Annotated in this window: 23 protein-coding genes; 15 read left to right on the plus strand and 8 right to left on the minus strand. The window is 53.1% G+C overall.

Features of this window, described 5'->3' with window-relative positions:
* Positions 1-371: 371 nt before the first annotated feature.
* Positions 372-1,250 carry a hypothetical protein gene (locus KK078_RS08360; protein WP_254089802.1) on the minus strand — a complete coding sequence of 293 codons (879 nt, stop codon included), beginning with the start codon at positions 1,248-1,250 and terminating at the stop codon, positions 372-374.
* 74 nt (positions 1,251-1,324) lie between these two features.
* Between KK078_RS08360 and KK078_RS08365 the strand changes: the two genes are divergently transcribed.
* Together KK078_RS08365 and KK078_RS30635 are read left to right on the plus strand one after the other, a co-directional pair.
* Entirely contained in the window at positions 1,325-1,999 is a 675-nt protein-coding gene (locus KK078_RS08365; protein WP_254089803.1) for a DUF4159 domain-containing protein, read from the plus strand.
* Complete coding sequence (locus KK078_RS30635; RefSeq protein WP_254089804.1) at positions 1,999-3,522, plus strand: FG-GAP-like repeat-containing protein; 1,524 nt, start codon at positions 1,999-2,001, stop codon at positions 3,520-3,522. Before KK078_RS08365 ends, KK078_RS30635 begins: the two co-directional genes overlap by 1 nt.
* Here KK078_RS30635 and KK078_RS08375 read toward each other — a convergent pair.
* From KK078_RS08375 to alaS, 4 genes are read right to left on the minus strand one after another with little or no spacing between them, the layout of a single operon-like run.
* Positions 3,503-4,276, minus strand: coding sequence for a DUF3298 and DUF4163 domain-containing protein (locus tag KK078_RS08375; protein WP_254089805.1), 774 nt, complete (start codon positions 4,274-4,276; stop codon positions 3,503-3,505). The two genes, KK078_RS30635 and KK078_RS08375, sit on opposite strands and share 20 nt — an antisense overlap.
* 7 nt (positions 4,277-4,283) lie before the next feature.
* Entirely contained in the window at positions 4,284-5,498 is a 1,215-nt protein-coding gene (locus KK078_RS08380; RefSeq protein WP_254089806.1) for a peroxiredoxin family protein, read from the minus strand.
* A complete protein-coding gene (gene gatB, locus KK078_RS08385) occupies positions 5,495-6,955 on the minus strand; it encodes an Asp-tRNA(Asn)/Glu-tRNA(Gln) amidotransferase subunit GatB (protein ID WP_254089807.1) in 1,461 nt (486 codons plus the stop codon). Before gatB ends, KK078_RS08380 begins: the two co-directional genes overlap by 4 nt.
* A gap of 49 nt (positions 6,956-7,004) precedes the next feature.
* Positions 7,005-9,620, minus strand: coding sequence for an alanine--tRNA ligase (gene alaS, locus KK078_RS08390; protein ID WP_254089808.1), 2,616 nt, complete (start codon positions 9,618-9,620; stop codon positions 7,005-7,007).
* 180 nt (positions 9,621-9,800) lie between these two features.
* On the opposite strand from alaS, the gene KK078_RS08395 reads away from it, so the two are divergent.
* From KK078_RS08395 to dprA, 5 genes are all read left to right on the plus strand, one after another.
* Entirely contained in the window at positions 9,801-10,775 is a 975-nt protein-coding gene (locus KK078_RS08395; protein WP_254089809.1) for a M23 family metallopeptidase, read from the plus strand.
* On the plus strand, positions 10,775-11,740 hold the full coding sequence (locus KK078_RS08400) for a M23 family metallopeptidase (RefSeq protein WP_254089810.1): 966 nt from the start codon (positions 10,775-10,777) through the stop codon (positions 11,738-11,740). The genes KK078_RS08395 and KK078_RS08400 overlap by 1 nt, the downstream gene beginning before the upstream one ends.
* Before the next feature lie 84 nt (positions 11,741-11,824).
* A complete protein-coding gene (locus tag KK078_RS08405) occupies positions 11,825-12,919 on the plus strand; it encodes a CapA family protein (protein WP_254089811.1) in 1,095 nt (364 codons plus the stop codon).
* Between the two features lies 1 nt (position 12,920).
* The gene (locus tag KK078_RS08410; protein WP_254089812.1) at positions 12,921-13,262 is read left to right on the plus strand and encodes a MerR family transcriptional regulator; all 342 of its coding nucleotides are present in this window, start codon (positions 12,921-12,923) and stop codon (positions 13,260-13,262) included.
* Positions 13,263-13,343: 81 nt separating this feature from the next.
* Positions 13,344-14,480 carry a DNA-processing protein DprA gene (gene dprA, locus KK078_RS08415; protein WP_254089813.1) on the plus strand — a complete coding sequence of 379 codons (1,137 nt, stop codon included), beginning with the start codon at positions 13,344-13,346 and terminating at the stop codon, positions 14,478-14,480.
* 6 nt (positions 14,481-14,486) lie between these two features.
* Here the strand turns inward: dprA and KK078_RS08420 are convergent, their stop codons facing one another.
* Complete coding sequence (locus tag KK078_RS08420) at positions 14,487-15,110, minus strand: tetratricopeptide repeat protein (RefSeq protein ID WP_254089814.1); 624 nt, start codon at positions 15,108-15,110, stop codon at positions 14,487-14,489.
* 65 nt (positions 15,111-15,175) lie between these two features.
* Positions 15,176-16,027 carry a beta/alpha barrel domain-containing protein gene (locus KK078_RS08425; RefSeq protein WP_254089815.1) on the minus strand — a complete coding sequence of 284 codons (852 nt, stop codon included), beginning with the start codon at positions 16,025-16,027 and terminating at the stop codon, positions 15,176-15,178.
* Positions 16,028-16,197: 170 nt separating this feature from the next.
* On the opposite strand from KK078_RS08425, the gene KK078_RS08430 reads away from it, so the two are divergent.
* The 6 genes from KK078_RS08430 (at position 16,198) to KK078_RS08455 (ending at position 23,966) form a co-directional block, all read left to right on the plus strand.
* Positions 16,198-18,039 carry a DUF1800 family protein gene (locus KK078_RS08430; RefSeq protein WP_254089816.1) on the plus strand — a complete coding sequence of 614 codons (1,842 nt, stop codon included), beginning with the start codon at positions 16,198-16,200 and terminating at the stop codon, positions 18,037-18,039.
* 12 nt (positions 18,040-18,051) lie between these two features.
* A complete protein-coding gene (locus tag KK078_RS08435) occupies positions 18,052-19,782 on the plus strand; it encodes a DUF1501 domain-containing protein (RefSeq protein ID WP_254089817.1) in 1,731 nt (576 codons plus the stop codon).
* A gap of 32 nt (positions 19,783-19,814) precedes the next feature.
* A complete protein-coding gene (locus KK078_RS08440) occupies positions 19,815-20,717 on the plus strand; it encodes a PorT family protein (RefSeq protein ID WP_254089818.1) in 903 nt (300 codons plus the stop codon).
* A gap of 8 nt (positions 20,718-20,725) precedes the next feature.
* Positions 20,726-22,006 carry a hypothetical protein gene (locus KK078_RS08445; protein ID WP_254089819.1) on the plus strand — a complete coding sequence of 427 codons (1,281 nt, stop codon included), beginning with the start codon at positions 20,726-20,728 and terminating at the stop codon, positions 22,004-22,006.
* A 73-nt stretch (positions 22,007-22,079) separates the two neighbouring features.
* Positions 22,080-23,126, plus strand: a complete 1,047-nt coding sequence (gene murB / locus KK078_RS08450; RefSeq protein ID WP_262898627.1) for a UDP-N-acetylmuramate dehydrogenase — start codon at positions 22,080-22,082, stop codon at positions 23,124-23,126.
* Positions 23,127-23,636: 510 nt separating this feature from the next.
* Positions 23,637-23,966, plus strand: coding sequence for a hypothetical protein (locus KK078_RS08455; RefSeq protein ID WP_254089820.1), 330 nt, complete (start codon positions 23,637-23,639; stop codon positions 23,964-23,966).
* Positions 23,967-24,043: 77 nt separating this feature from the next.
* On the opposite strand, the gene KK078_RS08460 is transcribed toward KK078_RS08455, so the two are convergent.
* On the minus strand, positions 24,044-24,526 hold the full coding sequence (locus KK078_RS08460; RefSeq protein WP_254089821.1) for a deoxycytidylate deaminase: 483 nt from the start codon (positions 24,524-24,526) through the stop codon (positions 24,044-24,046).
* Between the two features lie 58 nt (positions 24,527-24,584).
* Between KK078_RS08460 and KK078_RS08465 the strand changes: the two genes are divergently transcribed.
* Both KK078_RS08465 and KK078_RS08470 read left to right on the plus strand, forming a co-directional pair.
* Entirely contained in the window at positions 24,585-25,109 is a 525-nt protein-coding gene (locus KK078_RS08465; protein WP_254089822.1) for a DUF2911 domain-containing protein, read from the plus strand.
* An 8-nt stretch (positions 25,110-25,117) separates the two neighbouring features.
* Positions 25,118-25,645 (plus strand): hypothetical protein, encoded by a 528-nt coding sequence (locus KK078_RS08470; protein WP_254089823.1) that lies wholly within the window; start codon positions 25,118-25,120, stop codon positions 25,643-25,645.
* The last annotated feature ends 7 nt before the right edge of the window (positions 25,646-25,652 follow it).

A 25,652-nucleotide genomic window follows, 5' to 3' on the forward strand; every position in this document is an offset into this window, starting at 1 on the left:
CGGTACCGTTGGGCAGTCGGGAGACTGCCCCCATGGTAGGCACAAGTCTCCGCTTCGCTCAGACTCGCGCCAGGCGCTGACGTGTGTAGGGGCTACGCCCCTACTACCCTTTAGCTTTTTTGCTGGCGCAAAAAGTCAGAGCGTTGAAATTGTCAGCACAGCGCTTGATTTTAAAGGGTCGCTATAGGTTTGCCATAACGTTGCCCCGGCTTATCCCTGGCTTATGGATGGCTTTGCTATGGCTGAATATCGCTATAAGGTCGCTGTAAGGTCACTGTATGGTCGCTATAAGGTCGCTGTAAGGTCACTGTATGGTCGCTATAAGGTCGCTGTAAAGGTGGGTGATGGTCGTTCCTACATCGTCAACGGCCCTAGTAGACCTTTACGCCTTTGGTGATGCGGTTGGCGGTAATGCTTACCTGGTTACAGTCTTCGTAGCCATAATCTACGGAGATGTCTTTGGTGTTGTCGATTACGTAGTCTTTGGTGCCTTCTACGGCGATCAGACAGGTACGGGTGTAGACGAGGTCTTCTTCTACGGATACGGAGTAGGCCACACCGGTGCGGGTAGTGCCGCCGGCGGTGCTGCCGGCGGAGACGACACGCTCGTCATTCAGGGGATTTTCGCCACGGTTCCAGGTCCAGGTGATGTCGGATGTGCGGGTCATCGTGCTGCCGTCCGGGAATGTGGCGCGGCCATTGGCCAGGGTTACGTGGAACGCGGGCGCGGCCTCCGTGCTGGCGGAGACGTTCACCGATGTACGGACGCCTTCGATCTTTACGCCGCTGACGGAGTAGTTCTCGGGGGTGATAATGACTTCGGAATCGGGCATGAAGCGGCGACCGGTATAGGCGATATGCAGTTTTCCTTGCCGGAGGACGCCGCGCGGGTCGGCGCAGCCGGTTGTACCAAAGTCGACGGTAATAATCCCTTTGGGGTTTTGCGGGGTGGAACCGGTGGCGGGCTGTACGGTGACTACGACACCGTCGCAATCGAAGCGGTCGTCGTCGACGGTGATGGTTACGGCGGTACGGCCGCCGGCATATTGCTTGTCTGAGGGCTCTTTCAACGCCACACTGCTCAGGTCGTCCAGATCCTGGTAGAAGGATTCGGTCAGGGCTTCTTCGGGTACGGCTTCCAGGTCGGCCCGGCCTACGATCTCGTCTTTACACGCTTCCAGCAAGCCGGCGGTTACCAGGAGGCTGCCGACCAGAAAAAGCTGATGAATCTTGAGGGGTCTTTTGGTCATATCGCGTAGTTGCTTATTTTAAACGCTTGAAAGGCAAAAAGTAACCTGAGATCAGTGCCTACGAAAAGCGTACCATGGTAAAACGAAGTGTAAGATATCGTGTTTTTCTGTATTTCCTGTTGGCGCTGCCGTTGATCAGTAACGGACAGATCGCAGTAAAGATTGCCAAACTGAAATATTCCGGTGGCGGTGACTGGTATGCCAATAAAACCGCCCTGCCCAACCTCATAAAATTCTGCAACCAGGAATTAGGCACTGCGTTGGCTCCGGAGGAAGACGTGGTAGAAGCGGGCAGCCGTGATATCTTTTTGTACCCGTACGTGTACATGACCGGGCACGGCAACGTTGTGTTTTCAGAAGCCGACGCCGCCAACCTGCGCAAGTACCTTGCCGGCGGGGGATTTCTGCACATCGATGACAATTACGGCCTGGACAAGTTTATCCGGCTGGAGCTTAAAAAAGTGTTTCCGGAACTCGAGCTGGTCGAGCTTCCGTTCGATCATGCCATCTATCATCAGAAGTTCAACTTTCCGCGCGGGCTGCCAAAGATCCACGAGCACGATGCGAAACCCGCCCAGGGTTTTGGCCTGATCTACGAAGGTCGCTTAGTGGTGTTTTATTCGTACGAGTGTGATCTGGGCAACGGTTGGGAAGACCGCAGGATCCACAACGATCCGGAAGAAAAGCGGCAACAGGCCCTGCGGATGGGCGCCAACCTGATTGCCTACAGTTTTACCAGCGCCCGCTAGTGTCCCAGCGTTTTATCACCCGGCTCCTACCCGCCGCATTGATCAGTATCGGCTGCGGTTTGTTACCGCTGGCCTGCGAAACGACCGAACACCGCGACGAGCGCCTGGCGCGCCAGTATTGCGGCAGCTGCCATGCTTACCCCGCGCCGGAGCTGTTACCCAAAGCGTTGTGGGCATCGCGGATCATGCCGGCGATGGGGATGCGGATGGGGTTCGAGAGCATGAACCAGCTCGTTCAACTGGATGAGGACGAACGCAACGCGCTGATGCGCATTCTGCCCGACAAGCCGATGCTGTCGGAAGAAGAGTTCGATCATATCAAGGCGTACTATCAACGGCACGCGCCCGACTCGCTTACGCTGCCCCCTGCTCTGGCTACCCAGCCGCTGCGACAGTTCGACGCCACGCGTTATTCGCTGCCGACGCCACCGCTCATCACGATGATCCTGGCGGACACCTCGCACCATCAACTTTTTGTCGGCACGCGTTTATCGAAGGTATATACGCTGACGGAAGACCTGGTGATGCAGGATACGTTGAGCTTGCCCGGTCCACCGTCTGCTATGCTCGCCGGCGACCACCAACGTACGTTCCTCTCCATGGGCATTATGGATCCCAATGACGCCACCCGGGGGCAGGTGTGGGTGCTGCCCGACACGGGGACGGCACATGGGCTGATCGATTCGCTGCAGCGCCCGGTACACTTTCAACAGACCGACCTGAATGCGGACGGGCGCCCGGACTACCTGATCTGCGCGTTTGGAAACCACACGGGCGCACTCCTGGCGTATGAAGGCCGCGACGACGGTACTTTTCAAAAACATGTATTGGCGACCGGTGCGGGGGCCCGAAAAACCATTCTGTACGACTTCGACCACAACGGTCTGCTTGACATCGCCGCGCTCCTGACGCAGGGCGACGAGCGTGTTGTCTTGTTGCTTAATTACGGTCAATTTACGTTTCGTGTCACGACGTTGCTTCGCTTTCCGCCGGTATATGGCAGCAGCTTCTTCGAGTTAGTCGATTTTAACCACGATCAACATCCTGACATCATCTATAGCAATGGTGACAACGCGGACTACTCCCCTATTCTCAAGCCTTATCACGGTGTGCGCTTGTTTCTGAATGACGGCACGAACCGGTTTACGGAGTCTTTCTTCTTACCGCTCCATGGAGCGTTTCAAACCAGCACGCAAGACTTCGACCGGGATGGCGACCTCGATATCGCCGCCATTTCATTCTTTCCCGACTTCCGAAAATATCCTGAGCAGGGATTTGTGTATTATGAAAATACGGGGGACAACTTTCAGGCCTATACTACTCCCCTCGCTGCCGACGGCCGATGGATCACGATGGAAACAACGGACCTGAACCGTGACGGCTATCAGGATCTATTGGTCGGTGCCCTGGATTTTGACACCGGTGTACCGCGATCGCTGATCCAACAATGGGCTTCCGGAAAGACATCGTTGCTGGTGCTCAAGAACTCGACGAGCCGGGCGACTACTTCCGCCAGGCCGTGAGTGCGGTGTATGGTATGTGGATCTCTGTGGGACCGGCGGCATAGGAGGCTACCTCGTAACTGTTGTAATAAAATGTAATGCCGTCTGGTGTGAATCCGTAGTTCTTATTCAGCTGGAATTTGTTGTCGGGGAAGTCAAACGCCTGCTGTTGAAACGACGTGGTGTCGGCCATTTCGCGTGCGTGGCGGAAGGCTTGCTCGCCGAGCGTTGTCAGCGCAGCCTCATAGCCTGGCTTCAGGAAGTCATCCAGTGTTATGTCGCGGCCGTTGCGCGGGTCGACGTTGATGAAATATTTACCGCCGCCGCCGTGCGCTCCGCCGGTGAAGTACTCGTCCTGTGTGGCGAGGGTTAGCAGGGTATCATTCAGCAACACGACCGATACGGTTGCGCCGTAGTACCATCCACCGGATGGATCGGGAAACTCTTTCATAAACTTTTCGAAGTCCTGAATAAAGTCCTGGGCTACCGCTTGCATGGTCTTACCCCGTTGCTCGGGGTTGCCCATGTCGGCCGTTTGAAGAATGCGTTTAGAGATGATGGCGTTCACGGTCGAGTCCAATCCGGTAAACATCGGATAATCTATTTCATAGGAGGCACACGCCGTCGAGTCGGTAGCGCAACCTCCGGCCGACTCGAGCCGGAAGGTTGTCATGGTATAGGCGACGGGGACCTTCTCCTCTTTCTTCTCTTCGCGCATCGTACACGATGCCACGACCATGGCACCTGTCGCCAGCGCCAGCAGCGCACGGACCATGCTTGTGCTATTTTTTTGCAAAGATCTCGTTCAGTTTATTGTCCAGGGCGGCGCCTCGCAAGTTCTTGGCGATGATCTTGCCATCGGGATCGAGCAACAGCGAGAACGGTATGCCGGTGATGTTATATGTCTTCGCCGCTTCGGACTGCCAGTACTTCAGGTCGGACACGTGTGTCCACGCCAGGCCGTCTTGCTTGATGGCCTGAACCCAGTCTTTCTTGTTACGGTCCAGCGACACGCCGAAGACGGTGAAGCCCTGGTCTTTAAATTTATGGAAGGCCCGTACGACGTTGGGGTTTTCCTGGCGGCAAGGACCGCACCATTTTGCCCAGAAGTCTACGAGTACATATTTACCTTTGAGGGATGAGAGCTTCACTACCTTGCCCGTTGTGTCCGGCAGTGCAATTTCGGGTGCTACCTGACCGATCGACAATACCTTCATGCGGTCTACCATGCTGACAAAGTCTTTTGCCACGGTATACTGCGGCCATTCTTTTTTCAGTTTTTCCGCCACGGCGACGTAGGTCGACATATACTGATCCTTGTCCAGCACATTGCTCTGCAACAGGTTGATGGTGCCCAGCGACGCGGGTTGGCTGCGCAGATATTCTGCCAGCTTCTCGTGCGTCTTGGCTATTTCCTGCTGATAGGTCGTTTGGATCTGCGCGATCTTCGCGTCATCCTTCGCTTGTACGGCCGCGGTAAAGTCTTCGTTCAGCTTGACGATGACCGGTGAGCGTTCAGCTTCGGCCATGATGTTCTGAGCCTGACGGATGACGTCGATCTCGGGCGAGCCTTTGATCTCCACAAAGCCCCGCGGATCGTTGCCGTCTACGTTGATCTGTACGTTGCTCTTAAAGAGTATGAAGTCCACTTGCTGACGGTCGAAGAATGTCAGCTTGTAATACCCGGGTGCCGACAGCTTGACGGTCTTCGAGTATGTATAGTTGCTCTTGAGCTGAATGGTGTCCTGCCATCCGGGGGCTCCCGACGCGTTCAATTCCTGAATGGTGATCTTTCCTCCTGCCTGGGGGTAGCCCACTTTGCCACTGACCACGACTGTCCAGCCTTCGGCGGTGGCTTCATCGGCCGCGGATTCCTCTTTGCTTGTCGACGAGCAGGAAAAGCCCAGCACCAGCATCATAAAGCTGAGGGCATTGAGCCGGCTCCAGAAGCTGCGCAACGGGTTGCGTGACGGGAGGTATCGATGTGCTACGTTCATATTTCTTCCAGTTTCTTGGTTAACAATTGGGTCGCTACTTTCGGGTCGGCTTTGCCTTTGCTTCGCTTCATTACCTCTCCCATAAACATGGAGATGATACCTTTCTTGCCGTTCTTATATTCTTCTACTTTCAACGGAAACTCTTTGATGACCTGCTCAACAATAGGCAGGATCGAATCCTGGTTACTATCCTGGATGACGTTCAGCTGTTGGGCTACCTCCAGCGCTGTCTTTCCCGGATTCTTCAAGAGTTCGGGGAACACGCGTTGCGAAGCTGTCGCAAAGTTGATCTTCCCGTCATCTATTAACGCAATTATCTCCGCTATGATCTTCGGAGACAACGGAAACTCGTCGGCCGACAGGGTAAGCTCGTTGAGATAAGATTTTATGGGGCCCATTACCCAGTTGGATGCGGCTTTGTAGTTCTTCGTCAGCTTAATCACTTCCTCAAAATACAGCGCTACATCTTTGCTGTCGGTCAATACCTGCGCATCGTAATCCGGCAATCCATAAGACGTTACGTATTTTTGATACAGGTCGCGTGGCAGCGCGGGCATTGATGCCTGAATCTCAGCAAGCCAGCTGTCGGACACTTTCATAGGGCTCAAATCCGGATCGGGGAAATAGCGATAGTCGTTCAGCTCTTCCTTTGTACGCATGCCGTAGGTCTTGCCGTCGCCGGCATCGAACGTGCGCGTCTCTGATATGATGGTCTCGCCGCGCTCCAGCATCCCGATCTGGCGATCGTATTCGTGCTCAATGGCGCGCTGCACGTTGCGGATAGAGTTCATGTTTTTTACTTCTACCTTTTTACCAAACACCGTCGATCCTTTCAGCATCACCGAAATGTTGGCGTCACAGCGCAGCGAACCTTCTTCCATGTTGCCGTCGCAGATGTCGAGGTAACGCACCAGCTTCCGTACTTCTGTCAGGAATGCATAGGCTTCGTCGGAAGTACGCATGTCAGGCTCGCTTACGATCTCGATCAGCGGCACGCCGGCACGGTTAAAATCTACGAGTGTGTCCGTCTCAGCAGCCAAGTGCATGGACTTGCCGGCATCTTCTTCGATGTGGATGCGGTTCAGGCGGACATCCATATCGCCTTTATCTTTGGTCGTGATGGTAACGTGCCCCCCTTTACAGATGGGTGTTCTGTCTTGTGTAATCTGGTAACCTTTCGGAAGGTCGGGGTAGAAGTAGTTCTTACGGTCAAAGATGTTAAACCGGGTGATGCTGGAATGACAGGCCAGGCCCATCTTCATGGCATATTCCACCACACGCTTGTTGAGCCGCGGCAAGGTGCCCGGGTGGGCCAGTGTGATCACGCCCACGTTGGTATTGGGCATGGCGCCGAACTCGGTCGAATCGGTATTGTATATTTTGCTCTTGGTCAACAGCTGGGCGTGTACTTCCAGGCCGATCACCAGGGTGTATTTTTCGCGAAGGGAATTGTTCATGTGTTAATCTCTCAAAGCTGACAATGTTGTTTTTTACGCGTATGGGCTCTTACTGGATCAATTTACGCGCTTTTTCCAGCACGGCATCTAACCCATCGAGGTTCTTTCCGCCAGCGGTAGCAAAAAAGGGTTGTCCGCCGCCCCCACCGCCGATCTCCCTGGCAAGTTCTTTCACCATGTTGCCGGCATGGTAACGATTGGTGCCGGCGAGCTTCTCGCCGAGCATGACGGCTACCTGGGGTTTGCCTTCGACGTCGGCCGCCAATACCAGTAACAAATCGTCGAACTGGTTACGCAAGCCATAGGCGATATTCTTCAGGGCGTCTGCGCTGGGAACGGAAACTTTCTCGAGAATGAGGTGGTAGCCGTTGACCTGCTGCGCACGCGACGCCAGTTTGTCCTTCAACTGATTGGCCTGTTCCTGCTGGAAGGCTTCGAGCTTCTTCTCCAGGGCATGCTTTTCTTCCAACAGGCCTTTGGCCGACGCCAACAGGTCTTTGGGATTTTTGAGCAGCTCGCGTACCTGGTCGAGCAGCCCGAGCGACTCGGTTACATAGCGCTCAGCCTCGTCGGCTGTGATCGCTTCGATGCGTCGTACGCCGGCGGCCACGGAGCTTTCGGATACGATCTTACACAAGCCGATCTGGCCGGTAGCGGGTACGTGCGTACCGCCACAAAGCTCGACGGAGAATTTCGGATCGAAAGTGATCACGCGCACAAAATCGCCATACTTCTCGCCGAACAATGCCATTGCGCCCAGCTTCTTAGCGTCGTCGATGGGTACGTTGCGTCGCTCGTCCAGCGCGATGTTCTCACGGATCTTCTGGTTGACGATCTGCTCGACCTTTTGAATTTCTTCCGCGGTCATCGCAGCGAAGTGCGAGAAGTCGAAGCGCAGCATGCGGTCGTTCACCAACGAGCCTTTCTGCTCGACGTGCTTGCCGAGCACCTGGCGCAGGGCGGCGTGTAGTAAGTGTGTAGCGGAGTGGTTATCCATGCTCAGCTGACGCTTTTGCCTGTCGACCTGCGCGTGGAAAGATGCCTGCAGGTTTTCGGGCAGCGTCTCGGCAAAGTGCACGATGAGCTCGTTCTCTTTGCGGGTGTCGTGTATATATACTTTCTCGTTGACGCTTTCAATATAGCCGGTGTCTCCTACCTGGCCGCCGCTTTCGGCATAGAACGGTGTGCGATCAAACACCAGTTGGAACAGCTCTTTATTTTTCTGTTTGATCTTGCGGTAACGCACGATGCGCACGTCTGCTTCCAGATTGTCGTAGCCGATAAACTCGGGCTTTACGTCCGTGCCGACGGTGATCCAGTCGCCGGTCTCTTTTGCCGCATCGGCTTTGGAACGTGACTTTTGTTTTTCCATCTCAGCTTTGAAACCGTCTTCGTCTACGGACAGGCCACGCTCGCGTGCGATGAGCGACGTCAGGTCGATGGGGAAACCGAATGTATCGTACAGCTCAAACGCCAGCGGACCGGAGATGACCTGACCTTTCAACTCGGCCTGGATCGCGTCGAGACGCTTCAGACCTTTTTCCAATGTACGCAGGAAGGATGTCTCTTCTTCGAAGATCACTTTGCCGACGTATTCTTTTTGCGATTCCAGCTCCGGGAATACATCTTTTAACTGGTTGCCGAGCACCGGTACCAGTTTATAAATAAACGGCTCTTTAAAATTCAGGAATGTGAAGCCATAACGTACGGCACGACGCAAGATGCGACGAATGACATATCCTGCTCCTGTATTCGAGGGGAGTTGCCCGTCAGCAATGGCGAATGCCACCGCTCGCACGTGGTCGGCAATGACCCGCATGGCGATATCGGTCTTCTCGCTATCCTTATAGGTTACGCCCGCGGCCTGGCCAATGAAGCTCAGCAGGGGTGTGAACACGTCGGTGTCGTAGTTCGATGTCTTTTTCTGGATGGCCATGCACAAGCGTTCAAAGCCCATACCGGTGTCGACGTGCTGTGCCGGCAGCCGCTCCAAGGACTTGTCGGCTTTGCGGTTGAACTCCATGAACACGTTGTTCCAAATTTCGATCACCTGGGGGTGGCTTTGATTAACGAGCTCTTTACCAGGCAGTTTTTGCACCTCTTCTTCGGAACGCAGGTCTACGTGGATCTCCGAGCACGGCCCACACGGACCGGTTTCGCCCATTTCCCAGAAGTTGTCCTTTTTATTGCCGCGCAGGATGTGGTCTTCGGCTATGTGTTCTTTCCAAAAATTGTAAGCATCCTGGTCGAACGGCAGGTTTTCCTTGGCATCACCTTCAAACACAGTGACATAGAGGCGATCTTTGGGAAGCTTGTATTCTTCCGTCAGCAATTCCCACGACCATGCAATAGCCTCCTTTTTAAAGTAGTCACCAAACGACCAGTTGCCGAGCATCTCGAACATGGTGTGGTGATAGGTGTCAATGCCCACTTCTTCCAGGTCATTGTGCTTACCGCTGACGCGCAGACACTTCTGGGTATCGGCCACGCGGCGGCTTTTCGGCTGGGCGTTGCCCAGGAAGTAGTCCTTAAACTGGACCATGCCCGAATTTGTAAACAAAAGTGTGGGATCGTTCTTCAATACCAGGGGTGCTGAAGGCACGATTGTGTGGCCTTTTTTCTCAAAAAACTCCAGAAACTTACGTCTGATCGAACCCGAATCCATTGCCTGATGCGTTGTTTTAAGCTTGCAACTATGTGTTTTTTACTATATTAGCCCGTTGATCCGACAAAGTTCGGAACGGAAAATCACAAAATTAACCGCAGATGACAGAGATTAAGCAGGTATCGGAGAATTTTTTCTGGCGTTCCACGACCTGCTGATAAGCACCTCTTCTCGAATCACATGAACCATCCGAAGTACATCTACAACCCGAAGACCTGCCAATATGAACGCGCGCGCGTCACGTGGCAAGGTGCTCTGGGGGCTGTATTCAGTATCTTATCGTTGTCTGCCCTGCTCTTTACGGCGATCGTATTTTTACACAACCGCTTTGTCGAGACCGACTATGAGCGCTCCTTACGCGCTGAGAATAAGACGTTAAAGGAAAACAAACCGCAGCTGGAGGAGAACCTGGAGACGATCGAGGCGACGCTCGCTACGCTGCGCTCGCAGGAGAAGGATCTGTATACCAAGCTTTTTAATACTCCTCCACCGGAAACCGGTACGGCGCTGCCGTCGGTGCACAAAGAAGACGTTCTTGTCGCGGATGCTTCCGGGTTCCGTTCGTTGCTGAAGGTGATCAGCGACCGCTCGGCCGAATTGTCGGCCAAGTCAGCGGGGACCAACCGCGCTTTTGGTGAGAGCATTCATGTAGCGCCTGACGATATCGCTTTGCTTACTTCGCTGCCTTCCATTCAGCCGCTGGACGAGGCAAATCCGGACGCGCTGGTGTCGGGGTTTGGCAAACGCGTCAACCCTTTTCACAAGGGTCTATACTTACACCCCGGTGTGGATCTGGTCGCGCCGCGCGGCACGGCAGTACGCGCTACGGCGGGCGGGCACGTCAGCGGCATTAACAAGAGCGAACTGCAGGCGGGATATGGCAACTCGATCGTGATCGATCACGGCAACGGCCTGTCCACGCGCTACGCTCACCTGGAAGAAATTCATGTAAAGACCGGACAGCAGGTTTCCAAGGGCACCACCATCGGTACCGTTGGCAATAGCGGCGGCTCGATCGCCCCGCACCTGCATTACGAGGTGATCCGCGATGGCGAGCACGTCGACCCGGTATTATATTTTATCGAGAACATGACGACCAAGCAACATAACCAACTGCTTGAACGCAGCAAGAAACAAAACCAGTCGCTCGATTAATGGCACGCATTCAATATCAATACAACGCTGAGACGTGCCGGTACGAGCCCTGGCGTCTGAAAGGCAAGGCCCGGTGGAGACGGTACGCGACTTATTTCAGCGCGTCGCTGACGCTGGCCCTGGCCGCCTACTACGGCTATGTACTCAACGTGGGCTCGATCGATGAGATCATTCTGCAAGAAAGGAACCACGCACTGAAGGTGCAATGGCAGGTACTCGAGAACCGTACGCGCAAGGCGACGGCCGAGCTGCAGCAGCTGATTGAAAAAGACGACCACAACTACCGTGTTATCCTGGACGCGGAGCCGTTGCAGCCCAGCGAGCGTCAGGCGGGTGTGGGTGGCAGCATCAAGCTCGACAAAGAAGTATTGGGCGACTTTCCGGTCGTGTTGAACAGCTATAGCGCTGTGCAAAACCTTAAACACCAGTTGGACGTCGAAGTTCAATCGTACGACAAACTGAAGGCGATGGTGAATGAAAAGCTGGAAGCCTGGTCTTCGCGCCCCGCCATTCAGCCCATCAGCAACAAACAGCTCGATCAGCTTCACCTTACCTACGGCTCGCGTTTCCATCCGATCTTCCACAAATACATTGATCACAAGGGTCTGGATTTCTCGGCACCTTCGGGCACACCGATCTATGCCACCGGCGACGGCAAGGTGATCATGGCCTATACTTCGAGCTCGTACGGAAACGTCGTGTACATCAACCATCACTATAATTTTGAAACCCGGTATGCGCACATGTCCGCTTTTGCGGTGAAGGTGGGCGATGTCGTGAAGCGCGGCCAGGTGATCGGGTATGTGGGCAGCACCGGAAACTCGGTGGCGGCACACTTGCATTATGAAGTGTTGTTCAAGGGGGAGCACGTAAACCCGATCAACTTCTTTCAACGCGATCTGAGCAACAAGGAATATCAGAAACTGATCGAGATCGGCAGCCGCCAGGACCGCCCGCTCGACTGATTTTTTTCAGGGTCAAAACTTGCGTGCGAGGCTTTGACCGGTTGCCAATTCTCTGTTTCTTTGCGCTCACATAAATCGTTGATGATGCGCATCTTACTACTGGTCAGCTTATTTAATTTCTCCGCCGTTTGCCTGGCGCAGGTAACGCCCGATTCCACGGCGCGGCCGGTGGCCACTGGCGATACCGTGGCGTTTGTCCGGAACGATACGCTTACGATCGTAGGCGTGGGCGACATCATGATGGGTACCTCCTACCCGGAAGATAAACTTCCTTCCGCGGACGGTTCTTTTCTGATGAAGGAGGTCGAGCCGATCCTGCGCGATGCCGACGTGACGTTTGGCAACCTGGAAGGTACGCTGCTGGACACCGGCGGGACGCCCAAGACCTGTAAAGACCCCAAGGTGTGCTATGTCTTCCGCACGCCTACGCGTTATGTCAAAAACCTGGTAAGCGCGGGCTTCGACATGATGAGCCTGGCCAATAACCACGCCGGCGACTTTGGGGAAGCGGGACGCAACAGCAGTATGAAGACACTCGAGGCTGCGGGGATTCTCCACGCTGGCCAGATGAATCAAAAGACCGTCATTTTTACCAAGGACAGCGTGCGTTACGGGTTGGTGGCTTTTGCCCCTAACAGCAACTGCGTGCCGCTGAACGACCTAGAAGGCGCCAGGGCCCTTGTCAAACATCTCGACTCGCTGGTGGACGTCATCATCGTGTCGTTTCACGGCGGTGCCGAGGGTGCACAATATCAGAACGTACCCCGCAAGAATGAGCTATTCCATGGCGAGAACCGCGGTGATGTCTATAAGTTTTCGCATACGCTGATCGACGCCGGTGCCGATATCATCTTCGGGCACGGTCCGCATGTTACCCGCGCCGTTGAGGTCTATAAAGACCGTTTCATTGCGTATAGCATGGGTAACTTCTGCACGTACCGCGGCATTAGCGTAACGGGCGTCAACGGCCTGGCCCCTATTGTAAAGGTTTATACCGACCGGGCGGGTAAGTTCTTCCAGGCCCGTATCACATCGACCTATCAGACCTACGGCACGGGGGTACGTGTCGACCCCCAGCAACAGGTCCTAAAAAGGATCCAGGAATTGACTAAAAAAGATTTTCCGGAAACGAGAATACGGATTGACGATACAGGTTTAATTACGTACCTTGCTCAGTAACATGGCGTATAAAGAAAAGGAAATTGAAAAGCTATATTTCTCGATTGGGGAAGTAGCTGAGATGTTCAACGTTGCTCCGTCACTGATCCGTTTTTGGGAGTCTGAGTTCGACCTTATCAAGCCTAAGAAGAATCGGAAAGGCAATCGTCAGTTCACCAAGGAAGACATCGACAATGTCCGGACCATTTACCACCTGGTAAAGGAGAAAGGTTTTACGCTGCAGGGCGCCAAGGAGATGCTGCGCAACGATACGCAAGCGGTGCGTGACAAGATGGAAATGATCGAATCGTTGAAGCGCGTGAGAAGCTTCCTGGTGGAGATGCGCGATAAGCTGCAGGGATAGGGATAAAATATTCTTACTGGATATTGGAAGGACCGGGCGGGGGATGTACCTTAGTGGAGGTTCTTTTTGTGTGTTATTTTTATGGATCAAAACAGGCTTTCGAGCATTGCACTTCATTTTATTCCGGGCATTGGCAGCCGCACGTTACGGCAGCTGGTGAGCTATTGTGGCTCGGCTCAAGATGTTTTTCGCGCTTCGCGCCTTACCCTGCTACAAATACCCGGCGTGGGTCCGGTCACCGCGGATGCCATTCGTCAGGGACGGCCGTGGAAACAAGCGGAAGAAGAACTAACCCGCGCGCGGAAGGCCGGTGTTTCTTTGGTGCTTTATACCGACCCGCAGTACCCGTCACGTCTTCGGGCCATCGAAGACGCTCCGTCGCTGCTATACCTTCAGGGTAATATCAATCTCGAGCATAAAAAAATTGTTGCCATTGTCGGCACGCGCAGGTCAACCGAGTATGGCAAGAGCTGTCTCGAGTCATTGCTTGAAGGACTCGCCGCGCACGACGCCCTGGTGCTGAGCGGGCTGGCCTACGGCATCGATATACAGGCGCATCGCCTGGCGCTTAAACATGGCTTGCCCACCGTGGGCGTACTTGGCAGCGGCATCGATGTGATCTATCCGGCGGCCCATCGTGATACGGCTCAAAAAATGTTGCAATACGGCGGCCTGCTGACTGAAAATCCGTTTGGCACAAAACCCGATGCACATAATTTTCCCGCGCGCAATCGGATCATTGCCGGCCTTTGCGATGCCCTCGTGGTCGTAGAAGCTGCCGATAAAGGAGGCGCGCTTATTACCGCAGACCTAGCCAATGGTTATTTTAAAGATGTATTTGCTTTTCCGGGCAGCATCCGTCAGCAATACTCCAACGGCTGCAACCAACTTATCAAAGCGCACAAGGCACACCTGCTCACGTCCGTTAAAGATTTAGAGTATATTATGAACTGGGAAACGCCACAACCTGTGGTCACACCCGAAGCCGCACCGACGTACAGCGATTATGAGCCGGAAGAGCAAATGGTTTTAAGGACACTCTGGGAAAGCGCTGCCCCGTTGATGCTCGATGCCCTGAGCGGAAGATCAGGTCTTCCTCCCGGCCAGTTGGCCAGCATTCTGCTAACGCTGGAGCTAAAAGGTGCCGTCACGCCCATGCCTGGCAGCGCCTATCGCATGAACCTGTCGACGCACGGTAAAACGACGGCCGTAGCGTAAAGCTGCTTAGTCCTTCTGATTACACTTTTCTTTGATGGCCTCATAGGCCTTGAGATCGCCGAGCTCGCCGGCTTTGCTCAGGTCGAGACATCCGTTCTTCACATCGCCGAAGTTGATACGCAAGATGCCACGCATGTAGAAGGCGTCTACATTCTTGGGATTGATCTCGATAATCTTCGAGCAGTCGTTGATAGCATCTTCATACGCTTGCAGGTATTGCTTGGCTTTGCCACGATTGAAGTATGCCTCGATATAGTTTTCATTAATGGTAATGGCGGATGTGTAGTCGGCGATGGCGCCGTAGAAATCCTGCAGTTTCATCTTGACGTTTCCACGCGCAAAGAACGCATCCGCAAACTTGGGATTCTTTTCAATGGCGGAGTTGTAGTCCTTCATCGCGCCATGGCGATCGTCAAAGTTATCTTTGATGTTACCCCGCAGGTAATATGCTGCCGCAAAGTTCTTATCGAGCTCGATGGCTTTGTTTACATTCAGCAACGCTTCCATGAACTCGTGTTTCTCGTACAGTTCGCGTCCCTTTTGCGTATATCCCTTGGGGTCTTTGGAATCTTGCGCAATCAACCCTCCTGAAATCAACACGAAGCAAATAAAAGATACGACGGCCCTCATAATCATCATCTAATTTAAACAAAAGTACAGGAATAATCCCCCTTGCAGGGTACGAAGTAATATTTTCAATGCTTTGGAAATATTTCATCCGCCAGTTTTAGTGACCTTTCAAACGCGTGACGGTCCAGATCGAATAGGACGCCCTGGGTTTGCAGATACGAGAAGATCGTTTCGGTGGGAAGGTTACCTACCAGGTCGTCGTTGGCCATGGGGCAACCGCCGTAACCGCGTATCGCACCGTCAAAGCGTTTGCATCCTGCTTCAAACGCCGCGGCGATCTTTGCCACAGCCGTTGCTGGCGTAGCGTGTAAGTGTGCTCCGAGCTCGATGGCCGGATATTCCTGTACGAGCGATTGGAACAATGTACGCACGCTGCCGGCGTCTGCAACGCCCACTGTATCGGCCAGTGAAATGATCGACACGCCCCGGGCGATCAGCAGCTCCACAAACTCTACCACCCACGCGGTGTCGTACGGATCACCATAGGGGTTTCCGAAGCCCATGCTGATGTAGGTTACGAGTGTTTTATTGCTTTTTCCGCAGATCTCCCGGATCTCTTCGATGGTCTGGAGCGCCTCTTTAATCGTTTTGTTGGTGTTCCTGCGCTGGAATGTTTCCGAGATCGAGAGCGGGAATCCGAGGTATGTGATCTGTTCAAACCGTGCTGCGTCGGTCGCCCCGCGGGTATTGGCCACGATGGCTAATAATTTCGACCGTGTGTTGCTAAGGTCCAGGCCGGCCAGTACCTCAGCCGTGTCGCGCAGCTGTGGTATAGCGGTGGGTGAAACAAAGCTGCCAAAGTCGATGGTATCAAACCCTACCGCCAGGAGCTGTTGCAGATATTGTAACTTTAACGGTGTCGGAATGAAATCCGGCAGCCCTTGCATCGCATCGCGTGGACATTCAATGATCTTCATATACCGATAACAGGCTGTTGATACCCTGCAGTTTAAAAGTAAAGAAGCTGGTAAGCAATGAACCGTAGGAAAAAACTTTCAGTCGTCGTGGCCTAATGCAGTTGGTCACCGATTTAAATACTTTTGTACAATTCTCATGATATATAGCGGTCCAAAACCAAACGTACCCCATGCCATTAGATCCCTTAAATGAACAATTGAACCCCAAACGGGCGGCTCACCTGCTGAGAAGAGCCACTTTTGGGGGCTCCAAGATCCAAATCGATACCGTTGGCGCCATGAACTCCAGTGCGGCGGTCGACATGTTGTTCGATACGGTCCTTCCCCAACCGGCGCCGCCCATCGACCTCAAGACCGGCGCAGAGTGGGTGTACTCCGGCTTCCAGGACGGTGTCAACGACAATACCTTTGTGCTGGTCGATTATTTTCTGCAATGGTTCCTCGGGCAAATGATGAGCCCGGGCATGACGGGAAATACCGCCCTCCAACATGCTGCCCGCGAGCGATTGGTCTACTTCTTACATACGCACTTCACGACGATCGAGTCGAAGGTCAATAACGTTCGTTCCCTCTATTTTCAGAATCAACTGTACCGGCTGTTCGCCACAAACAATAGCGTTTTGCCGAGCGGGGTATCGTTGAATTTTAAAAGTCTGACGGTAAAGATCAGCATCGACAATGCCATGATCCGTCTGCTGGACGGCGACACCAACGTAAAGGGTGGTGTAAACGGCGTGAATGAAAACTATGCCCGTGAGCTGTTCGAGCTTTATAGCATTGGACGTGGCCTGGAAGGCGCCGCGCTTCCTCCCGACCTGGAACAAGGTGACTACCTGGTGTACAAGGAATCGGATGTACGCCAGGCTGCCTATACCCTCTCCGGCTGGGAAACCGCCATGCCGTTAGAGGGTGTATTCGACCCGCTGGCGACGGAACAGACGGTCTTTGGCTTCGACCCGGAAACGTTGCTGCCCCGGGGTAAGGTGAAGGGCAGTAAGGAAAATGCCTCCCAGCACGACAACACCGTCAAGGTATTTTCGAATCGCCTCGGCGGCGCGTCGGTAACACCCGATGCCACGCTTATGCCCAACGGTAACCCTACAGAGGAAAGTGCGATCGACGAGATCAGCCAGTTGATCGACATCATTTACAGCCAGCCAGAGACGGCACGCAACATTTGTCGCCGTATTTACCGCTTCTTTGTATGGGCTCCGCATACGGATGCCGAGGCGGCAGTCGTTGAGAATACCATTGACGACATGGTGGCTACGTTCGTGGCCAATGACTACAAGCTTGTACCCGTCGTCAAACAGCTGCTGAAGAGCAAGCATTTTTACGAGGCGATCGACGCCGACCCTGTAAACGACGCCAACTTTGGCGCCATAATCAAGTCGCCGATCGACCTGACGCTCGGCACGCTGAAATTCTTCGACATCGCCGTTCCCGCGATGGAACAGGATCCGGATGAATTCTACCGCCTCACAAGCGCCATCCGGACGACGATCGGCAAAGACCGCCAGGGTATGAACTTCTTCGAGCCGTTTGACGTGGCCGGTTACGAGGCCTATCACCAATATCCGATCTACCACCGCGCGTGGATCACTCCCAACACGCTGGGTCACCGATACGACTTTGTGCGTGGCGTGGTGAACGGCATCGACAACGTCGAGGGCAATGGCGTCGTGTTTAACACGCTGGACCTGCGGCAGTTTGTACAAACGCACTTCAACGGTCAGGCTGCCGATGCCAAGCTGCTGGTTCGAACGCTGGCAGACTATCTGCTGCCTTTCAGCAAGAACCTGACGTTTGAAGATGCCGACGACGACACCAACTCTTCCCTGTCTTCGCAGCGCCTCAATTGGTTCCTGCTCAAAATGTTTGACGGTATATTAACCGAACCCGAATGGGCCGACTATTGGAATAACCGCCCCGACGAGTACGCCGACATACGCCGTGCGTTGCAGAATTTGCTGAATGCCATGTTGCAAACACCCGAGTATCAACTTTCTTAATTCCGCCTGACCATGATATCCAGAAGAAGTTTTATAAAGAAATTACCGCTCGCTGCAAGCATTCCGTTTGCGCTGGCAAATGTACCGGTGCGCGTGCTCGGTGAAGAAAACGCATTGACACGCATGGCCGCCGCCGCCGGTGAAAACAGACGGCTCATCATCCTGCAATTGCATGGCGGTAACGACGGTTTGAACTGCGTTATTCCTGTTGAAAAATACGATCAGTATTATAGCATCCGCCCCAACATCGCCATCCCGTCCAAGAACAATGCCCGGGGTTATATCCCCCTGGACAATACGCTGCCGTCGGATGCCCAGGTAGGTTTGCATCCCGATATGCAGGCCATGAAAGCGCTCTACGATCAGGGTCGTATGGCTGTCGTGCAGGGTGTGTCGTATAAAAACAACAACGGCTCACATTTCCGTGGGCGCGACATCTGGTATATGGGCGGCGGGTATAACGATTACTTCCAATCCGGATGGGTGGGCCGCTACCTGGAAGGCTTCTATGCGCCGCTCGGCATGGAATACCCGAAAGACTTCCCGAACCCCACGATGCCCGATCCGCTGGCCATCGAGATGGGCACGGATGTGTCGCTTATCTTCCACCAGGATGGCAACATTCCGACGTCGATCGCCATTCCCAACGATCCAAAGGGGTTTGGTGACTTTATCGAAGGCCTCGAAGGATTTGAAGATATACCGGCAACGGTCGACCCGCGCGGTATCCCCCCGGAATATTTAAAAGATTCGCCGTACTACAAGGAGCTGAAATGGATCCTCGGCCTGGAGGACAAAACCAAGTCTTATGCCAAACGCCTGTCTGAGCAGTACAAGCTCGGGCAAACAATGGACAAGGGCATTGTATACCCCGAGAAATATCCGTTCAATGCGCCCGAGGGAAGCCAGCAAAACCCGCTGTCACATCAGCTGAAGGTTGTCGCCAACCTGCTTTCGGGTGGTTGCCAGACTAAAGTGTTCCTCGTAAAGATTGGTGGTTTTGATACCCACGCCGACCAGGTAGAGACATACAATCCCACCATGGGCTCGCACGCGGCGCTGATGTACCATATTTCCACGGCGATGAACGCGTTCCAGCAAGACCTACGCGCCCGTGGGTATGAGAACGAGGTACTGACGGTGACCACCTCCGAATTCGGTCGCCAGGTGGCCTCCAATGCCAGCTATGGTACCGACCACGGTACAGGCGCACCGTTGTTTGTCTTTGGCCGAGGCGTACAGGCCGGCGTAGTGGGCACGAACCCCGACCTGACCAAGTCCACGGTCGAAATGCAATACGATTATCGCGAGGTATTTGGCAGCATTATGCGCGACTGGATGCTGGTAGACGATCAACAGCTGGAGATCATCTTCCCAGGTCTCGTGACGAAAGGCATTCACAAGGGCGTGGAAGGGCAACCTTTTCAAACGCTGCCGCTCGCGCAGCGCACCATTACCGGCTCGGAAGGATTTATCAGCGATCGCTTCGGTCTTGAAAATTGCTATCCGAACCCGGCTAAAGATGCAACGACCTTGGTCTTCCATGTGAACAGCGCCAACAACGTTGCCATAGACCTGTATAGCCAGAAGGGTGAGAAAGTGAAGAGCCTCGTAAACGGTTTATATCCTGCAGGAGAACATAAAATAGAGGTAGATCTAACAGGTTTACCGGCAGGCAATTATATTTATGAGTTGAAAAGTGGCTTCTTCAAAGAGGCGAAGAAACTTGTCATTACAAAGTAACCCTTGACCCCGATTAACACCTACCGACCAACATGAAAAGACTTTACCTCGTGCTGCTATGCGCGATGCTGGCCATGAACCTGGCATACGCGCAGAGCAACAACAGTAAGAAGCGAAAGAAAACAGCGGCAGCTTACAACAAACAGAGTAAGGAGATTGAGAAATTCCTGGAGAAACAATGGTGGCTGGGCCCCAAGGCTGGTATGAACCTCTCCCAGCCCCGTGTTGAAAAAGAATACTTCATCATGGCTCCGACAAACTATGATCCGTCGCTGATCGCCAAGAAGTATGATAAGTTCAAACAAATGGGGAGCCAGGTGACGTTCGAAGTGGCGTTTTATTATCGTCGCTTTTCGTTCAGCTTTCAGCCTACGTATCAGCACAGCGCATTCGCGTATAGCAATGCCTACCTCTGGCAAGGTGGGACTGCCGCCGGCCAATTAGTGCAGTTGAACTACGAGCATTTGCAGAAAGTAGACCATCTTCAGTTTCCGATTTTAATCAAATACGAAGTCGCCGGCAACCGTCTGCGTCCGTACCTGCAGGCAGGTATTTATCAGGCCGTTTTGCTCGGAGCTACGAAGGAAGTGACGATCTCCGGCAATGACAACGCCAGCGGCGGGCAAAACCCATTTGAGGATGAAGCGATCATTGTCGGCGCAAAGGACTTGTTTGCCAAAAACCATTGGGGCCTGATCGGCGGCGCGGGCTTGTACTACAGCGTGGGTAACGTGCGGCTTAACCTCGACCTGATGTACAAGTCGGGCATGAGCAACGTTACGTCTTCCAAAAATCGCTATGAAAACGACCGGCTTTCGGGGGTAGGCGACTCGATGGACGACCTGCTGCTCGACAACATTACCGTGTCGGCGGGCGTTCTGTTCCCGCTGCGCTTCCTGGAAAACAGTTTCAAGTCTGCCGACCGTAAAAAATGATCTTTCGCATGCAACAGTCTACTATACGAACTTCTCTCCTGCTTTTATTGGTCGCACCGCTGATGATGATGTGCGGCGAAGAACCGGATCCGCGAACCGAAGCCCAAAAGTTTGTCAGCATTTACGACAACAACCAGCTTGACGCGGTGTATTTCCCGATCGATGTTAAACAGACCGCCGATGGAGGTTATCTGATGCTCGCCGCGAAAGGAACGATCACGCCGGGCGCTACCACCGGCAATCCTAACTTTTATTATACCTACCTGCTAAAGGCTGATAAAAATGGCAACTTCGTCAGCGAGAATGAACTTGAATCGAACTTTGTAAGCCCCGTCGGCGACCTTGCCGCGATCGACAACAGATATTACTTCTTTTGCCGCGACAGTAAAACATTTCTGTCAAAGCTCATTGCTGTAGACGAAGACGGAAATCTCCTTTCGGGAAAAGACATCCAATACTTTAATGAGGCGGGCCAGGAACAGCTCAGCATCACCTATCCTGCGGCCGCGGGCGTGGACGTGAACGAAAAGAGCCTCATACTCATGGGATACGACAACAAGGCCCGAAAGTCGGTCATTGTTAAAATGGACACTTCCGGCGCGACCAATGGATCGAGTTTCAAAGGTTTTGAAATTGGCGCCGGTGGCGACAAGGAAGTAGAAGCTGCGATCATCGATCACTTCACCAAAGGCGGACGACGCCTGCCTTTCCAGGCGGGTCGCATCCCGGGCGGTCCCTACTATTTCAATGGCTTTTATAACTACAGCTTGTCGCTTTGCTTTACGAATTTTCAGGGAGATGCGCCGATGGGCGTTGTATTGGGTCAGCAATACAAAGGCGGTGTAAGCGCCCTGGCTCCCCTGGGAAATAATCAAATTGCGCTGGCATCGTTTAATTTCGGCGAAAACTTTTTCCTGCCGCGCCAGGAGGTGGCCCCTACCGTACAAGCCAATATTTCGGCGCTAAATCCCAATGGTTTTTCGCTGCCGGAGTTAACGCCTAATGCCTTCGTGAAGATTCTGCACACGACGCTCCATGAAAAAAACGTCGTTATCTATGCCAGCACGACACAATCGCGGCAAATAGGACTTTACTTCTATAATGCCGATACGGGTGCGTTCATGAGCAGCCGTTACCTGGGCTTCTCCAACCCGTATGAAGTTTCCAGTCTTATTGCCACGGCCGACGGTGGGCTCGCGGTATGCGGTACCACCTACGTGGCCGGACGCTTTTCACGTGTCTGTCTGTTTAAACTTTCCAAGGGAGAAATTTCCGAGAACGTAAAGTAGTCCGTACACTTGTGCCTGAAAACAGGGCGATGACATGCTGCATCGCGTTTGTTTTCAGGCACAAGTTTTTTGACTGTCTACCCATCGCGGAACAAACCCCATACACGTGCAGCAAAACATCGACCTGTCCCCCTTCAACACTTTCGGCATTCAGGCATCGGCAAAGGCATTCACAACAGTACGCTCTGTTCCTGACGTACAGGCCCTGATACAAAGCCAAGCTTTCAATCAACAACAAGTATTGCTCCTGGGCGGTGGCAGCAACCTGCTGCTAACGCAAGACTTTGATGGACTGGTCGTCAAGATCGAGATCATGGGCAAGGAAATTGTGCGGGAGACAGACGATCGCGTGGTGTTGAAGGTGGGAGCCGGTGAAAATTGGCATGCCCTGGTGCTGTATTGCGTCGAGCACGGTTGGGGTGGTGTTGAGAACCTGTCGCTCATACCAGGTACGGCGGGCGCTGCGCCGATGCAGAACATCGGCGCGTATGGCACGGAGATGAAAGATGTCATCGTTGAAGTCGAAGCCGTCGACATTCGTACGGGCAGTGTACACACTTTCCCGAACGAAGCGTGCGCCTTTGGCTACCGCGACAGCATTTTCAAACAACAAGCCAAAGGGCTTTACATCATCACGGCGATCACCTTATCGCTTACCAAGCGCCACCATGCGCTGAATATCAGCTATGGTGCTGTGCGCGATACGATCGCTGCACTGGGCTATGCGGAGCCCTCTGTCAAGGCCGTCAGCGATGCAGTTATCCACATTCGTCGAAGCAAACTGCCTGATCCTGCCGTGATCGGAAACGCGGGAAGTTTCTTTAAGAATCCGACGATATCCGCTACGCAGTATGCCGCATTGCAACAAGCTTATCCGTCCGTGCCGGGTTATCCCGCGGAAGAGGGCACGGTGAAAGTTCCTGCCGGTTGGTTGATTGAACAATGCGGATGGAAAGGAAAACGCCTCGGCAACATCGGCGTACACCAGCATCAGGCATTGGTGCTTGTCAATTACGGTGGTGGTAAAGGCAACGACATCTGGCAACTCGCGCTGGAGATACAACGCAGCGTGAAAGAGAAATTCAACATCGATATTCATCCCGAAGTGAACATTGTGTAACCAACATCGGGTAAATATTTTTATGTGCTTGTTAAAATCATCACGAGAAGTACTTGTAAAAAAAATTCGCTCTTAAAAATAATTGCGTAAAAATTTTTGTGAATAAATTTTTTGTTACTACTTTTCGTATAGTTTAAACATAAAATTAAAAACGCTATGGCAAAATCAGCGAAAAAGGTAGCTAAGAAAGCAGCTAAAAAGACTGCTAAGAAAGCTGCCAAGAAGAAGAAGTAATTAGGCTTCAAACCTAAGAAACTTTGCGAAGGGAAGTAAATCGGATTTACTTCCCTTTCGTTTTTTATAGGGTCGATGTTGTGATGGAGCGATGCTAAGAACTCGCTGCCGTAATCGGTGTATTCCTGATTGTAGTAATGATGGCGGTGCATACTTCAACTTCTGCTTGAAGTACAAAAATTTTCACTCGGTTGCGGAAATTTTATAAAATATCTACTTGTCTTCGCCCTGTAACCGGCTTAACTTACCTGTCAACAACAACAATCTATTACAATCATGGCAAAAGAAACTGCTAAACCGGCGAAGAAGACAGCCACCAAGCGGGTCGCCGCCCCCAAAGCAAGTACGGGCGCGTCTGATCGGATCGAGAAAGTCTGTGTCGAATCTTTGAAAAAGCTTCAGGAGCTGGGCATTGAACAACAACTGCAATCGGATATCGAGTGGTGCCTGGGAAGCTACCGGAACGACAAAAACCCGTCCGGCTTATACGAGATGGCAGCCCGCACACTTACGGTCCTGCAGGCAGAGAAATCCAAAAAGACAAAAGGTGTTACGGCCAAGATGATCACCGACCTGGAAAGCGCACTCAAGGTCGCCTCGGTGTAAGAAGCAAGCGTGACTTCACCGACCTAACCATTATTATTACCACCAACCGCTCACTGCATGCAGGGCGCTGACCTGCATCAGATCATTTGTGTAGCATTTGCCAGCTGCCCGGCGTACTTCTCCACCGCTACGCCAAACTTCACCAGAAAATCAACGCCTTCGTCAGACGCGATCCCCTTGTGTTCGGCATACGACTTGTAGTAGATCACCCGGCGAATGCCCATGGAGAAGATAATACGCGCACATGCCAGGCACGGCGACAGCGTGGTGTACAAGGTTGCGCCCTCCACCGAAGTTTTGTTCTTGACGGCATACAAAATAGCGTTCTGCTCGGCATGTATGGCCAGCGAGCATCCGCCTTTTGAATCGCGCGGGCATCCGGCCTCGGGCCACTCCTCGTCGCAGTTGTGGGTGCCTGGGGGCGGACCGTTATAACCAATGGAAATAATGCGCGTGTCCTTCGTAAGCACCGCGCCTACGTGGCGTTTGATGCAATGGGAGCGGCGAGCCAGGTTTACGGCCAGCTCCATATAGATATCGTCAAAAGCAGGGCGGGACATGGGCGCAAAAGTAACGAAAAGTCATAAACTTCATGATAGCCATCCTTATCTTCGCCCTATGAGAAACGCGATCCTCACCCTTTGCCTGCTGATCCAAACAGGCGTCTTCGCGCAGGAAGCGACGGAGTCACGCCCCAGCCCCATCGGGTTGGCAACCATGCGCTATAAGGATACGTATGTCAAGATCACCTATTCGCAGCCCCAAAAGCGTGGCCGCGAGATCTTCGGCGGCGTTGTGCCCTACGGCAAGGTATGGCGCACCGGCGCAAACGAGGCGACCGAGATCACTGCGACGCGTGATGTGGTGATCAAGGGGACGCTGCTCAAAGCCGGAACCTATTCGCTTTTCACCATTCCGGAGAAGGACAAGTGGACGATCATCATCAACCGCGACGTCGGCCTGTGGGGCTCGTACAACTATAATCAGAAACAAGACGTTATGCGTTTCGAGGTACCCGTGGTGCCGATCAGCGATGCTACCTATGAGCCACTCACACTAAAATTCAACCAGCGAAACGATGTGGCAGACCTTTTGATATTATGGGATAGGACAAGCGTTTCCATCCCGCTTAAGTTTATATGATAATCCTCATGACCAGACACCTACTCTCCTGCCTCCTGCCCGTATTCGTAATTGCGATGGGAAGTTTTGGCGCGGCGGCACAATCTATCGCAGAACTCGAAAGACGAAACGGATTCAAAGACATACAGCTTGGCGCAGTGGCTGACTCGGTCAAAGGATCCAAGATGAAAAAGGAGTTTAAAGAAAAGGATCAATATCCCGCCAAGCTCTATGAGGTCAGCCATCCCGACTATGAACGGATCGGCGAAGTAAAGGTCAAGGAGATCGCAATGAAGTCATATCGCGACATGATCTACGAGATCAGCGTGACAACCGAAAAGGACCCACGCCTTATGAAGGCGCTCGAATCGCTCTATGGGAAAGCGGAGTATGACATCAAGAACCAGATCTACTTCTGGAAAAGCGATAGCATCATTCTGAAATTTCAGGCCACCGGCAAACACCACCTGGAGCTGACGTATCTTTCACCGCCGCTCTTTGCCAGGATGAAAGATGACAAGAATCAGAAAGTCAACGACATCGCTAATGATTTTTAAATAACCG

Source organism: Dawidia soli, from assembly GCF_018598185.1.
Classification (GTDB): domain Bacteria; phylum Bacteroidota; class Bacteroidia; order Cytophagales; family Cyclobacteriaceae; genus Ohtaekwangia; species Ohtaekwangia soli.